Origin of the sequence: Sulfurimonas sediminis (assembly GCF_014905115.1) — a bacterium.
Lineage (GTDB): Bacteria > Campylobacterota > Campylobacteria > Campylobacterales > Sulfurimonadaceae > Sulfurimonas > Sulfurimonas sediminis.
Genome location: NZ_CP041235.1, coordinates 2,264,319 through 2,278,887, shown reverse-complemented (window position 1 = coordinate 2,278,887; position 14,569 = coordinate 2,264,319). Strand labels below are relative to the sequence as shown.

The 14,569-nt window shown below is 37.9% G+C and carries 14 protein-coding genes; 12 read left to right on the top strand and 2 right to left on the bottom strand.

Going from position 1 to position 14,569, the window contains the following annotated elements:
• Positions 1-3: 3 nt before the first annotated feature.
• Positions 4-264: a 30S ribosomal protein S20 gene (gene rpsT / locus FJR45_RS12120; protein WP_151899280.1), complete on the bottom strand. Its 261-nt coding sequence runs from the start codon at positions 262-264 to the stop codon at positions 4-6.
• 226 nt (positions 265-490) lie between these two features.
• Between rpsT and glmM the strand changes: the two genes are divergently transcribed.
• The 9 genes from glmM to FJR45_RS12075 all read left to right on the top strand — a co-directional run bounded on the left by glmM (position 491) and on the right by FJR45_RS12075 (position 8,463).
• Positions 491-1,831, top strand: a complete 1,341-nt coding sequence (gene glmM, locus FJR45_RS12115; protein ID WP_193150753.1) for a phosphoglucosamine mutase — start codon at positions 491-493, stop codon at positions 1,829-1,831.
• Positions 1,824-2,285, top strand: coding sequence for a signal peptidase II (gene lspA, locus FJR45_RS12110; RefSeq protein ID WP_193150752.1), 462 nt, complete (start codon positions 1,824-1,826; stop codon positions 2,283-2,285). Before glmM ends, lspA begins: the two co-directional genes overlap by 8 nt.
• A gap of 72 nt (positions 2,286-2,357) precedes the next feature.
• Entirely contained in the window at positions 2,358-3,656 is a 1,299-nt protein-coding gene (tig, locus tag FJR45_RS12105) for a trigger factor (protein WP_193150751.1), read from the top strand.
• Positions 3,657-3,659: 3 nt separating this feature from the next.
• Positions 3,660-4,250, top strand: a complete 591-nt coding sequence (gene clpP, locus FJR45_RS12100) for an ATP-dependent Clp endopeptidase proteolytic subunit ClpP (RefSeq protein ID WP_193150750.1) — start codon at positions 3,660-3,662, stop codon at positions 4,248-4,250.
• A 9-nt stretch (positions 4,251-4,259) separates the two neighbouring features.
• Entirely contained in the window at positions 4,260-5,297 is a 1,038-nt protein-coding gene (locus tag FJR45_RS12095) for a GGDEF domain-containing protein (protein ID WP_193150749.1), read from the top strand.
• Between the two features lie 22 nt (positions 5,298-5,319).
• The gene (def, locus tag FJR45_RS12090; protein ID WP_193150748.1) at positions 5,320-5,844 is read left to right on the top strand and encodes a peptide deformylase; all 525 of its coding nucleotides are present in this window, start codon (positions 5,320-5,322) and stop codon (positions 5,842-5,844) included.
• 77 nt (positions 5,845-5,921) lie between these two features.
• The gene (locus FJR45_RS12085; protein ID WP_193150747.1) at positions 5,922-7,430 is read left to right on the top strand and encodes a YifB family Mg chelatase-like AAA ATPase; all 1,509 of its coding nucleotides are present in this window, start codon (positions 5,922-5,924) and stop codon (positions 7,428-7,430) included.
• A 101-nt stretch (positions 7,431-7,531) separates the two neighbouring features.
• Positions 7,532-7,783: a hypothetical protein gene (locus FJR45_RS12080; RefSeq protein WP_193150746.1), complete on the top strand. Its 252-nt coding sequence runs from the start codon at positions 7,532-7,534 to the stop codon at positions 7,781-7,783.
• On the top strand, positions 7,780-8,463 hold the full coding sequence (locus FJR45_RS12075) for a glucosaminidase domain-containing protein (RefSeq protein ID WP_226966436.1): 684 nt from the start codon (positions 7,780-7,782) through the stop codon (positions 8,461-8,463). Before FJR45_RS12080 ends, FJR45_RS12075 begins: the two co-directional genes overlap by 4 nt.
• Positions 8,464-8,553: 90 nt before the next feature.
• Here the strand turns inward: FJR45_RS12075 and metH are convergent, their stop codons facing one another.
• The gene (gene metH / locus FJR45_RS12070) at positions 8,554-12,042 is read right to left on the bottom strand and encodes a methionine synthase (protein ID WP_193150745.1); all 3,489 of its coding nucleotides are present in this window, start codon (positions 12,040-12,042) and stop codon (positions 8,554-8,556) included.
• Between the two features lie 165 nt (positions 12,043-12,207).
• On the opposite strand from metH, the gene FJR45_RS12065 reads away from it, so the two are divergent.
• From FJR45_RS12065 to FJR45_RS12055, 3 genes are all read left to right on the top strand, one after another.
• Positions 12,208-12,810, top strand: a complete 603-nt coding sequence (locus FJR45_RS12065; RefSeq protein ID WP_193149934.1) for an ISAs1 family transposase — start codon at positions 12,208-12,210, stop codon at positions 12,808-12,810.
• Positions 12,791-13,372, top strand: coding sequence for a transposase (locus FJR45_RS12060; protein WP_347402233.1), 582 nt, complete (start codon positions 12,791-12,793; stop codon positions 13,370-13,372). The genes FJR45_RS12065 and FJR45_RS12060 overlap by 20 nt, the downstream gene beginning before the upstream one ends.
• A 105-nt stretch (positions 13,373-13,477) precedes the next feature.
• Complete coding sequence (locus FJR45_RS12055; RefSeq protein ID WP_193150744.1) at positions 13,478-14,563, top strand: hypothetical protein; 1,086 nt, start codon at positions 13,478-13,480, stop codon at positions 14,561-14,563.
• Positions 14,564-14,569 lie beyond the last annotated feature (6 nt).

The window sequence follows — 14,569 nt, the reverse complement described above, 5'->3', positions numbered from 1 at the left end:
GCCTTATATTGCGTTTACAGATTTGTGTAGACGGCTTACTTTTCTTGCAGCAGTCTCTTTTTTTAAGATACCTTTGCTTACAAATTTGTGAATTTGCTGGTTTGCAACTTTAAATGCTGCCTGTGCTTCTTCTTTGTTACCAGCTTCAACTGCTGAACTAACTGCTTTTACGATATTTTTAAGACGAGTTCTGTAGAAACGATTACGTTCAGTACGAACGAGTGTCTGGCGAATTCTCTTAATTGATGACTTGTGATTTGCCATTTAATGAGTCCTTTTTGGAATTTAAGTGCGAAATATTACCTTAAAAATAATTAAAATTAAGTTAAAGGGTGGTAAAATGCACAAAGTCTTGGTTACCGTTTACATAAAGAGCTAAAAGAAGAGAGCAAATCCTCCCGTTGGTCTGAGTCTCTTCCTTCATCTCTTTATGTAAACTACAGCCCTGAAATTATAATATTTTGTGAGAAAAGCAGAGGAAATATAGTATATGAAACTATTTGGTACAGACGGCGTAAGAGGTGAGGCAGGTTCTTTTTTAAGCGCTTCGGTTGCTATGAAAGTGGCTATGGCTGCGGGGATTTATTTGAAATCATCGGCAGTGACCAATAAAATACTTGTAGGAAAAGATACACGCAGAAGCGGCTACATGATAGAGAATGCTATTGTGAGCGGATTGACGGCTATTGGGTATGATGTCATTCAGGTTGGTCCTATGCCTACACCGGCCATAGCATACATTACAGAAAATATGCGCTGTGATGCCGGGATTATGATTTCGGCTTCACACAACTCTTTTGAAGATAACGGGATTAAGTTTTTTAACGCACACGGAGATAAATTTTCATGTGAGACAGAAATAGAGATAGAAAACATCTATTTTAACGAAAAGCTTATAAACAAGTCACAAGTCACGGGAAAAGCAATAGGCAAGGCAAAGCGTATTGATGATGTCATAGGACGATATATAGTACAACTGAAGAACTCTTTTCCTGTGCATATGACATTGCAGGGAATGCGTATAGTGCTTGACACGGCAAACGGTGCAGCTTATAAAGTAGGCCCGACTGTTTTGGAAGAACTTGGTGCTGAGGTAATAGTACTGCATGACAAACCAAACGGTTTTAACATTAACGAAGACTGTGGTGCTTTGCATACAAAAGATTTATGCAAGAGTGTTGTTAGATATAGAGCTGATCTGGGAATAGCGCTTGACGGTGATGCTGACAGGCTTGTGGTCGTAGATGAAACAGGAGAAGCAGTAGATGGTGACCATCTTCTGGGAGCACTTGGCGTTTACCTCCATGAGCAAAACAAGCTTAAAGGTGGAGGAGTAGTAACTACCGTTATGAGTAATCAGGGGCTTGAAGATTACATGTCAGAAAATGGTTTGAAACTTTTTCGATCAGATGTCGGAGACAAACATGTTTTGGAAATTATGAAAAAGCAGGGAATTAACTTTGGCGGGGAACAAAGCGGACATATTATATTTAGTGATTTCGCAAAAACCGGAGACGGACTTGTAGCAACACTTCAGGTGCTTGCTTTATTGATTGATAAAAATAAAAAAGCTTCAGAGCTTTTACGGCCATTCCCTTTATATCCGCAAAAACTTGTGAACTTACATGTAAAGAAAAAAAAGCCTTTAAGCGAAATAGCTTCTTTGGATGAAAAGTTGCTTGCTTTAGAAGCGAAAGGAATACGGCATTTGATTCGCTATTCAGGGACAGAAAATAAACTGCGGGTTCTTTTGGAATGTAAAGAGGCTGATATCATGAATGAAAAAATGAATGAAATAGTAGAATTTTTTAAAAAAGTGCTCAATGAATAACAGTAATAAAATGTTACGCCTCTCAGCGATATTGCTCTTTAGTCTCGCAGGTGTATTTATCATCGATCAAAATATTAAAAGTCTCTTTGTTGAGGGCTTTCGTTACTATACTGAGTGTATAGATCTGATACTTGTTTACAACAAGGGTGTTGCATTTTCAATGTTTGCATTTTTGAACGAGTATTTAAAGTATATTCAGCTTTTGCTTGTAAGTGGTGTTTTGGCATATGTACTATACCTCAAAAAGCTATGTTACGCTTTACCCGCAGGAATACTTCTTGGAGGGGCATTTTCCAATATTTATGACAGATTTGTTCATGAGGGTGTTGTAGATATGGTCTATTGGCACTGTGGATTTAATTTTGCTGTTTTCAATTTTGCAGATGTGATGATAGATTTTGCCGTTTTATGGCTGCTTATTTTAAATTTCAAACCAAATTTATGCAAAAATTAATCGCAAAAAAAGCACATTTTTGGTATGATTGCCCAAAATAATGGTGTATATAATACAGATAAAAGGAAATTGATGGAAATCAAAGCAAACAAAATTAATGGTGCAAATGCTCAAATTGAAGCAACAATCTCAAGAGATGAGCTGAATGAAAAGACAGAAAAAATTGCGAAACAACTCTCTAAAACTGCGAATGTTCAAGGTTTCCGTAAAGGGAAAGTTCCTGTTGCTATTATCAAAAAGCAATACGGTGAAAAACTTGTTGAAGATGCTGAGGCGGAAGCACTTCGTGAAGTGCTTGCAAAAGGCTTGACAGAGTTAAACATTGACAGTGTATCTTTGATTGGTGAGCCGACCATTTCTAAATTTGAAAAAAGTGATGATAAGATTGAGGTAGCCGTAAAAGTAGCTATGCGTCCTGAAATAAATTTGGAGAATGTAAAATCTTTTGTTCCTGATTTTGAAAAACCTGAAGTGACAGATGAAGAGGTTGAAGAGAGAATTAAAGAAATCGCTGAAAATCAGGCGCCTTTGGTTGACATCAAGCGTAACCGTAAAATGAAAGAGGGTGATACTGCTGTTATTGACTTTGAAGGTTTTATAGACGGAAAAGCTTTTGAAGGCGGTGCTGCAGAGAATTTTGAGCTTAAACTCGGTTCGGGACAGTTTATCCCGGGATTTGAAGATCAGTTGATTGGTGTAAAAAGAGATGAAGAAGTTACAATCAATGTGACTTTTCCTGAAAACTACGGTTCAGACACACTTGCAGGAAAAGATGCCGAATTTAAAGTAAAAGTAAACGGTGTTAAAGTAAAAGATGAGGTTGTTATAGATGATGAGCTTGCAAAAAAACTGCTTCCCGGTGAAGAAGATGCAACTTTGGAAAAATTAAAAGAAGAAGTAAAAAAAGCACTTGAGCAGGAAAAACTTGCAAAACTTTATAATGACGAACTAAAACCAAAGCTGCTTGAGACTTTAGTAGAAAAAATTGATTTTGATTTACCTGAATTTGTTGTTGATCAGGAAATTGATATGGCTGTCAACAAAAAAGCATCGCAGATGAGTGAAGATGAAATTAAAGAACTGCGTGAAAACCCTGAAAAACTCAACGAGCTTCGTGAAAGTTTTCGCGATGATGCAATAAAAAGCGTCAAAGCGACATTTATTATAGACGCATTGGCGCAGGAAATGGGTATAAAAGTAGAAGAGCAGGAAGTTATGCAGACTATTTACTATGAAGCAATGCAAATGGGTCAAGATCCTCAAAAGGCTTATGAGCATTATAAAGAGGCAGGCTATCTTCCGGCAATTCAAATGTCAATGGTGGAAGACAAAGTGTTGACTGCTCTCTTGAATGAAAAGTCAGAAGCGTAAGCCATGAGCTATATTCCTTATGTAGTGGAAAAAACAGGACGCGGTGAGCGTTCTTATGATATTTTTTCCCGTCTTTTAAAAGACAGAATTGTTATGCTCAGCGGAGAGGTAAATGATGCTGTGGCCTCTACTATAGTTGCACAGTTTTTGTTTCTTGAAGCAGAAGATCCTGAAAAAGACATCTATTTTTATATTAACTCTCCCGGCGGAGTTGTAACTGCGGGAATGGCTATTTTTGATACGATGAACTATATTCGTCCGCATGTGGCCACTATCTGTATCGGACAGGCTGCGTCCATGGGTGCATTCTTGCTCTCGAGTGGTGAAAAAGGCAAACGCTATGCACTCCCTCATGCAAGAATTATGATACACCAGCCTTTAGGCGGTGCGCAGGGTCAGGCAACTGATATCGCAATTCAGGCAGAAGAGATTCTTCGCATGAAAAAAGAGCTCAATGCAATATTGGCAAAAAATACCGGGCAAAGCATTGAAACAGTTGAACAAGATACAGATCGTGATAACTTTATGAGTGCTGCAGAAGCAAAAGAGTATGGCATGATTGATGAAGTTTTAGTGAAAAACGACAAAGAATAGGGAGAAAATATGGCAGGTGGATTAAAATCAAAAGTACAGAAAAACTCTAATGCAAAGACAACTGTCATAAAAAAACTGGATCTTGAGAGTTCTTCGAGTGATATCGAAATTTATGCAAAAGAGGTTTTAAACGCACTTATTGCAGACAATTTACCGCCTACTCCCAATAACTTTTCACTCTATTTTGACAGACTTCTAGAAGATAAAAGTGAAAACCTTCGCAAGCAGATACACTCTATTTTGGAACTTGAAGAAAACAATGATGATGAAAATACTATTGTTTTGGAACAAAATCTTAAACAGGGTTTTAGTTCCATCAAGCATATTCTTACTGTAACAGCCAACCTGTACAAAAATATGTCTTTAATGATAAAAATTTTAGAAAAAAGAAAAAAAGAGCTCAGTAATGTACCTAGCGAAAAAGAGGCTGTGAATATAATTGGCATTTTAGAGGGGGATGTTTCCAAACTAAATTCTATTTTAAAAACACAAAGTTCTCAAATGAAAACAATCTATGATGATACAGCTAAAATTGTTAAAAATGTTGAGAATGAGACAATATTTGACAATCAATTCGGAGTTTATAACAAACGGTATCTGCTTACAAAAATTGAGCAGGAAATTGGGCTTATTAAAGAGTTTAATCATAAGAGTTCCCTTATTATGATAGAACTTTCTCGTGAGCTCAAGAAAAGTGTCAACAATGATAAGGCAATTTTGCTGATGACCAGAACAATTGCAAGACTGCTTTTAAAAACTTCAAGACGCAGCGACATTGTGGCACATTACGGGAACGGAGTCTTTGCAATGCTGCTCAAGCATACAGATATAGAGAGTGCCCAAAAGGCAAGTGAGCGACTGAGTGATTTGGTTTCAAACTCTAATTTCTTTTTAGCAGACAGAGAAATCCATCTAAAAATTTCTATCGGTGTGACAGATGTAAATCCTGAAAATTCTGTTGAAGAGATTGTAGTAAGTGCAATGGATGGTATCCAAAAAGCGTATGAAGATAAAAACAGTGATTATGCTGTCTCATTAAGATCATAAAAAGCAGGAAAATTTTTAAGAGATGAAGTTAACTATAGTAGAATATCCGGATAAAAGACTGAGAGAAAAATCTTGCGAAGTCAAAGAGTTTGATGATTCTTTACATGAATTGCTTGATGCCATGAACCCTTTGATGATAAGCACAAACGGTATAGGTCTTGCGGCGATTCAGGTAGGCCATCCGATTCGAGCTCTTATTTTAAATATTCCTGATGAAGAGGGTGAACAGCCCCCTGAAAACCTGCTTGAAATTATCAATCCGGTTATGACGCATAAAAGTGGAGAAACAACCTATCAAGAGGGTTGCTTGAGTGTTCCCCAGTTCTATGAAGATATTAAGCGATATGAAAATATTATTATAAATTATCAAGACAGATATGGGAACACAAAAACACTCGAAGCAGATGGGCTTTTGGCTATAGCCATTCAGCATGAGATGGATCACCTTGAAGGTATTTTATTTATAGACAAGCTCTCCTATGCAAGACGAAAGAAGTTTGAAAAAGAGTATAAAAAAATGCAAAAAGAGAGAAAAAACAGCAAATAAAATGACAATTTGTCATATTATTCCTTACATGTAAAGTATTCAGCTAAGATAGAAACAACTAGAAGAAGGTTGATTCAATGAAAAAAGTTCGCTGTGCAACATATGAGGGAATAGATGCCAAAGTCGTTGATGTGGAATCAACCTTGACGAAAGGGCTGCCGTCGTTTTCTATAGTAGGGATGGCATCTACTGCTATTACAGAATCAAAAGAGCGGGTAAAATCTGCACTCCTGAGCAATGATTTTTCTTTTCCTCCCAAAAGAATTACTTTTCTTCTGGCTCCGTCTGAACTTGCAAAATCGGGTTCACAGTTCGATTTGAGTATGGCTCTGCTTATACTTTTGAATGAGAGTGATGCGGACTTGAACGGCTGGTTTGTTTTTGGTGAACTGGGGCTTGACGGAAAGGTAAAAGAAAATATTCAGCTCTACCCTTTAATTCTTTCTTTGGCAAATCAGGGGCTTATATCGCAAGCTGTTGTGCCGTATGAATCACTGCAAAAGCTGTCAAAAATTCCAAATGTTTCATTTTACGGAGTCAAAAGTCTCAATGAGGCTGTCAGTCTTTTGAAAAATCAGGAGAATGCAACGCCAAATATAGAACAAAGTGAAATTGGCTATCCGTATTATCAGTTAGAGGCACAAAGGTTTTATTATACAAAAGAGTATGCAGAAGATTTTATTGATGTCAAAGGACAGGAAATTGCCAAAAGAGCGGCTTTAATAGCTGCGGCAGGGTTCCATAATATTATTTTTGAAGGCAGCCCCGGATGCGGGAAGAGTATGATTGCAAACAGACTCCGTTATATTCTTCCGCCCATGACAGAGAATGAAATTCTGGATGTTGCCAAGCTTGAAGTTTTAGAGGGGTATGAGCCACAATTCAAACCTCACAGAACACTAAAAAATCCACATCACAGTTCTACACCGGCAAGCATTTTTGGCGGGGGCAGTCATAAGGCTAAGATTGGAGAGGTAGGGCTTGCAAACAACGGTATACTGTTTTTTGATGAATTACCACATTTTTCAAAAGCTGTTTTGGAATCACTCAGAGAGCCAATGCAGGATGGAAAAATAAGAATTTCAAGAGTGAATTCTAAAGTGGAGTATCCTGCCAAATTTTTATTTATAGGCGCCATGAATCCTTGCCCATGCGGAAATTTATTAGATTCACACAAAGAGTGCAGGTGCAGTGATTTGGAAATACAAAAATACAAAAATCGTCTCTCTGAACCATTTTTGGACAGAATAGATTTAAATGTGGTCATGCAACATGTAAATGCAAATGATCGTCCAAGCTTTTCATCAAAAGAAATGCACAAAACGGTTATTGAAGCACATATATTTTGCCAAAAACGTGGGCAAAAAGAGTTTAATGCGCATCTTTCAGATAAGGATCTGGAGAGATTTTGCAAAATGGACAATGCATCCAATACAATACTTCAGACTGCCATAGAAAGATTTGCCTTGTCATTTAGAAGTATAAAAAAAATTCAAAAAGTTGCTCGGACAATAGCAGATTTGTCTCAATCCGTTTTGATTGAAAAAGAACATATGCTTGAGGCTCTTTCATACAGAAGAAGGTAGGTTAGTAAAAGATATTTATATATCTTTTATTTGCATTCAGTTACAATGGTTGGGATTGGTATTACATGTAGTGTGCTTAAAATGAAGAGGAGAAAAGAAATATGCATGACAGAAGAAAAAAATCAAAAATATTACCGATCTTTTTTTTATTTTTGCAGATAACAGCATTTTTCTTTGCAAGCTATTTCTTTTATCTGTTGGCAGTTACAATGGGAGTATCGGTAAATATTACAGTGTTGATTATAACAATTGTCAGTATATTTGCCATAATAAAATTTTTTGCCAGATACTTTGAAATTAAAAATCGGATAAAATATATGGACTATGAATATTTTGGAAAAAAAGAGAAGTGATAAAATTTGTATTTATGTTATGCCTAAGCTCATCTTTACTTGTCTTGAGTGATGAGTGTCTTGTCATCAAAAAGAGCAAGAAGAAAACAGCTACACATCAGCTGTCGGTAAAAGAGAAAAAAAAGAGATTTTTGATGTTGCTGGTTCCTGTTGTGCGTAAAGTGCATAATGAACTGATGCAAAGATATGAACGAATTGCAAAAGATATCGCGAATAAAGAAAACAGAGAAGAGATTGAGTTCTTGAAAAAAAAATATAAGGCGACAAGTGATGAGGATTTGTTGGCACGTTTGAAACCGCACCCTGTAAGCATTACATTGGCCCAGGCTGCTGTGGAAAGCGCATGGGCTACTTCGAGGTTTTTCAAAGAGGCAAACAATGTTTTTGGAATGTGGAGTTCTAATGCAAATGAAAAACGTATTGCCGCAGGTAAAAAAAGAGGTGGTGCACAAACGATATGGCTAAGAAAATTTGATACACTGGAAGATGCTATACGTGCCTATTTTGAAATGATTGCAACAGGAAAGGCATATAACAAGTTTCGTCAACTGCGTTTAGAGTATGATGATCCCTATAAAATAACGCAGGGTCTGGATAAGTATTCTGAAATGGGAGAGGACTACACAAAAGTGTTAAACCAGGTGATTAAGTTTAATCATTTAACGAAATATGATCGTTAAAGTATTATTTTTATTTTTTATGCAACATAAATTGACCGATTTGCCTTTTCCACCAGCTGCACTGTTGCGAAAAATTACAGATGTTTTTGGCTACACATTATAATATGTAGCTTCAGGATGATAAACGACAAGAGCCGAAGTTGACTGCTCAGGATGAATTTGAAATGTTTCACTTAATTCAATTCCAAACTCTTCGGGTTTTAAAAGGTTGAACAAAGGACGGTTGAGTTCCAAGTCAGGGCAGGCGGCATAGCCAAAAGAGTAGCGGCTTCCCTGATATCTGTTCATGCGTACATCGGCTAGAGTGTTTCCTTCATCTTTTGCTATGTTGAGATCAAGGCGTATTTGTTTATGGGCAATTTCGGCAAGTGCTTCAGCAAGTTCAACCCCGAGTCCATGAAACTGATAATACTCCGTATAGTCGCCTCTTTCATAGATTTCGCGTTCTGCATCACTGATTTTACTGCCGGCACTCACACAGGTAAGGGCAATGACATCATGTCTGTCGTTATGAAAAAAGTCACTGAGTGCGCGGTGTGGTTTTTTTCTCTGACGCGGAAAGGTAAAAACTTCTTTGGCGCGTCCTATAATGTGTTCAAGCGGTTCACGGTTGATATCTTCTTCTTTGAACCAGCCTTCGCTTTCATCAAAAATCAAAAGGGAGGTATCATCGCTTCTGCACGGCCAGTAGCCGTAGAGTATGGTCGGCTCAAAAAGTTTTTCTTCTATAAAACGCTTTTTGAGTTTTTCATAGGCGGGCCATACAACTTCATCAAGCTGTTTTTGGTAGGCTTCTTTTGTCATGCCTTTTGAGGAGTAGCCCCAGCGGGATTTGAAAAGTATTTTATGGTTAATCCATTCAAAAGCCATTTCAATTTGCTGTGAGGTAAGTTTAATTTCGCGTCTGCCCCAAAACGGCGGTGTCGGTACGGGTACATCCCGTGAGGGCATTTTGATTTCAGACAACGGCGGGATAATAACCTCTTTGACTTCTTTTCGCTCTATTTCAGGTGCATCAGGATGCAGGTTTGTATCAAAATTACCGGCTTCTATGCGGCTCATGGCGGTGACACCGTCAAAAGCATCTTTGCAGTAAAAAATAGGGCCGTCATAGGCAGGTCGGCAAAAATCATCTATAAAAGCACGTGTAAGAGCTGCACCACCCAAAAGAATCGGAATTTTAATGCCTTTTTCCTGTAAAATATTCAAGTTTTCAAGCATCACCTGTGTCGATTTTACCAAAAGACCACTCATACCAAGAGCCTGTGCGTTTGATTTTTCCAATGTTTCAAGAAAGCTGTCAAGTTCTACTTTTATACCAAGATTGATAACTTTATACCCGTTGTTTGAGAGAATAATATCCACAAGATTTTTCCCGACATCATGAACATCGCCTTTAACGGTTCCCAGTATCAGTGTGGTATCTGTCTCTTTTTCAATTTTTGGCAGATAGGGTTTGAGATGGTCAACTGCTTTTTTCATGGTTTCTGCTGACTGTAATACAAAAGGAAGCTGCATCTGCCCTGAACCGAAAAGTTCACCGACAACTTTCATGGCATCAATGAGAATCTCATTGACTATTTTTTCAGGAGCAATTTTGTGACGAGCCTCCTCCACAAGAGGAATCATTCTGTCTTTGTCTCCGTCCATCAGGAGTTTGGCGATTTTCTCTTCGTCACTCATTTTGAGATAGGCTTCATCCACAGCATCATTGTCTACGGCCTCTTTGGAAGAAAAATGTTCTATAAAGGTAAAAAGCGCTTCTCCGTTTGGTTTGCGGTTGAAAATCAAATCATCACAAATTTCCTGATCTTCTTTTGGAATTTTATTCAGTGGAATGATATGCTTGACATTGATGATAACCGAGGTAAGTCCTGCCTCGACACAATGATGCAAAAACATAGAGTTGAGGTAGGGTCTTGCATCTTTGTCAAGTCCGAAAGAGATATTTGAAAGCCCTAAAATTGCACCGACTTCCGGATGTTTTTGACGAAGTTGGCGAATAGCTTCAATAGTATTGATACCCGCATCAAAATACTCTTCATCACCTGAGCCCAATGTAAAGGTCAAAACATCAAATACAAGGTCCTCTTTTTTGATGCCGTGACGGTTGGTTGCGAGGTCGATAATGCGCTCTGCTACTCTGATTTTGTCTTCGACGGTTTTTGCCATCCCTTTTTCATCAATCGTCAGACAGACAAGACTGGCACCAAATTTTTTGGCCAACTGACACACGGCGTCAAATTTCGGCTCGCCGTCTTCAAGGTTGACAGAGTTGAGAATCGGTTTGCCTCCGATATGTTTGAGGGCAGTTTCAAGTCCTTTGGTCTGAGTAGAGTCAGGCATAAGGGGCAGGGCGATTTTTTGGGCGTACATTGCCATGACTTCTGTCATATCTTTTGTTTCATCGCGCCCGGCAAACCCGACATTGACATCAAGCACATGCGCACCTGCGCGAACCTGCTGCTGGGCAACGGAGAGGGTGCCTTCATAATCTTCTGCCAAAAGCAGTTCACGGAATGCCTTTGAACCGGTTGCATTGGAACGCTCACCTACAAGCAGCGGTGCGGGTTCTTGCATAAGAGGAACGGTGTTAAAAAGTGAAGCGATGGAATTTTGCTGAGAACCTGATGGTGTTTTAGGTGTAACTGTTGTGACTTTATCAACAAGTGCGCGAATATGCTGAGGTGTTGTTCCGCAGCATCCTCCTAAAAAGCTCACACCGTCATACTCTAAAAACTTCTCCTGTTGTGCAACAAACTCATCAGGTCCCATCGGGTAGTAAGTGTAGCCTCCGCGGTTTTGTGGCAGACCGGCATTGGCATGCACACTGATTGGTTTGCCCCAAAGTTCACTGAGTGTTTTGACATGTTTGAGTACCTGTTCGGGTCCTGTTCCACAGTTGAAACCAAGAGAGAGAATGTCAAAGGGTTCCATAATGGTTGCAATTGTCTCAGCATCTGTCCCTATAAGCATTGTTCCGCTGAGCTCGATGGTTACAGAAACCATAATGGGAATCTCTACCTCTTTTTGTCTGCAGGCTTCTTGTATAGCATGCAGGGCAGCCTTTATCTGCAGTGGGTCCTGCGCCGTTTCAATGAGAAATACATCAACTCCTCCATCAATCAGGGCAAGACAAAATTCAGTATAGCCTGCATACATCTCATCATAGGTGATGTGACCAAGAGAAGGAAGTTTGGTTCCCGGTCCTATGGAACCCAAACAAAAACGGGGATGCTCCGGTGTTGAAAAAGCTTCACACTGCTTTTTTACCAGTTCTGCTCCGGCACGTGTCAGTTCATACGCACGGTGACCAATGTTGTATTCATCCAAAACCCAGGAAAATGAACCAAAGGTATTGGTTGTGATGAAATCAGCCCCGGCAGTCAGATAGGCATGAAAAATATCATTCATAATTTCAGGAGCTGTCACATTTAAGAGTTCATTACAGCCTTCGTTGCCTTTCCATGCCTCTTTTGGAATTTGGTCATCACGCTGCTGCAGTTGTGTACCCATTGCCCCATCGATGATAAGCGGGCGTTTTTTGATAGTTTCCAAGATGTATTGTTTTGTTGTCATATATAAAATCTTTATAGAAAATTAATTCTTATATTGTAACAAACAAGAGCATAAAGAACTCTTTGTTGATTTGTTGAATTCTGGGATCACCCCAATCCTAAAAAAACAGGAATTTAAAAGAAGAACAATAATTGCTTGAACTCTAAAAAACTAAAGTGATTACATATGGCAACAAAAACAAGAGAAAAATTAGCGAAAAAGCGTTCTATAAGAGGGTATGCAGATCAAGCCCAATCAAATCAACTTTTAAAATTGTTTTCAGAGGTGACAGACTATCGGAAACCTCAAGGTAAAAGACACCGACTAGAACATATTTTATATCTTTCAGTATTGGCTGGATTGATGGGAGCAACTGACTATAAGCAAATATCTATTTGGATAGAGAAGCATATTCAAAAAGAACAAGTTAAAAGATTATTAGGTGTAGAGTTTATATTAACACCAAAGAAAAGTTTGGTTTCTGATGTGTTAGCGAAAGTTGATAGCCAAGAAGTTGAAGTTGTTTTTAGGAAATGGATAAGAACCTATGTCGATACAAGAGGAAAGCACCTGAGCGTAGATGGCAAGGTTATGAATGGCAGCAAATACAAAGATAAGAGATCAATAGAAGTAGTTGGTGCTGTTTTATCTGAGATAGGGGTAATAATTGCTCATCAACAAATAGCAGAGAAGTCGAATGAAATACCTGCCCTTCAGGCTATGATAGGGGAATTGGGAGATGAATTTATCTTTACTTTTGATGCAATGAATACCCAAAAAAACTCTTGATGCTATCGAAAATAGTGGTTCAAAATATATTGCCAAGGTAAAAGATAATCAAAAAACCTTACTTGATAAAATAGATGAAATTTCAAGAGATATAAAACCGACAAATATTTACAAGGCTAAACCTGTCCAACAATCTAATGAATGGATTAATAGGAAGGTGTTTGTATATCAACCAACTACTTTTTATCATAATGGCATAACTCATATTCGCTCAATAATAAAAGTTATAAAAAAAGTAGAGTCAACAAATCATAAAACTGGCGAGATTACTAATAGCACTAGAATTCAATTCTGTATTGCAAATTTTCATGAAAGTGCAGAATTCTTTCACAATAAAATTTTACACCATTGGAAAGTGGAAACCATGCATCAATACAAAGATAATTCACTTTTAGAAGATGCTCATAATTGTCATTTAAATCCATTTTTAATGACTATTCTTAGAAGTATGATTTTGAATATTTTACACCTTAATGGTGCAAAATCTATACAAGAACAACTCATCAACAATAGATGGGATTTGGATGACTCTATCGCTCAAATATTAAAATTGAGTTTTTAGAGGATTGTGGTGTTCTGGGATCTAATTTTTCATAAATCTTGTTAAAAGTAAAGCTTTTAAAAAAAATTTGTTATAATGAAGAAATTTATTAGTAGGAGTGTTAAAATGTATAAAAAAGTTTTATCGAGTTCTTTGATAGCAACTGCATTGTTATTGTCCGGGTGCGGGGGGAGTGATACTACATGTAGAATTGATGTGCAAAATGCTATTGATGACGGAAATTACGATGTGGCTATTTCTTTGTTAGAAGGGGAATGCAGAACAGCATATACGCAAAGTGACCTTAATATGAACCTTGCATCAGTATATATGGGAAAATCCGGTTACAGTGTCAGCGATATTGCAGATATGCTCATAAATTCTAACGATACACAGAATGATGCCTTTTCTACTTTTATCTCAAGTGTAAGCAAAAAGAGAAATCCAGATTCTTTGCCGCTTTTGACAAAGGCACAGCAATACTATCTTGCAGCAATATCATTAGATACAAACAGTTCTGTTTCAGAACTTTGTTCAAGAAGCAATTTAGATTTGCGTAATGATTCAAGATTGGAAAACGCATGCCTTTATATCAGTTTTAATGATGCGGTAAAAGCGACAAATACGGTAACATATCTGACAGGCGATGTTGACAAGCTGGTTGAATCACTCAATAATACAAATACAACACCCTATGATATGAAAGCAAGTATGGATGCGCTTGCTTGGCTTATTGATAGTAATTTTACACCAAACGAAGGGAATATAACAGCACAGGATGTAAACATCAGTAATAAAAGCTATGCACATGTAATAGTGAATTATGGTACCAATGGTCTTTTTTACAGACTTGGCAAAAGCACGACAAGAGATGCAAACAATTCAACTGTATTGACAGATGGCTATTGTGACAGTGACGGGAACAGAACAGCCTGTGAAGGTATTGAAAAAACAGATGGTTCTATTGATATAACAAATCCGGCAGCTTTAAGTTGTTATGCGTGTCCTGTTGACTTTGATGGGAATGGAGCAACTGAAGATGTTGTAAAACTTCTGGTGGATACATTCAACAATGGTACGGAAAGCATCACAGCTATTATAGATGATCCTGATATTACAGACAGTATTAGAGAATTTAAACAAGATATTACCAATGGTAATGATGTCAATATTACAGTTGATGATATCATCAACTATCTAAACGGGAACTAGGGAGAG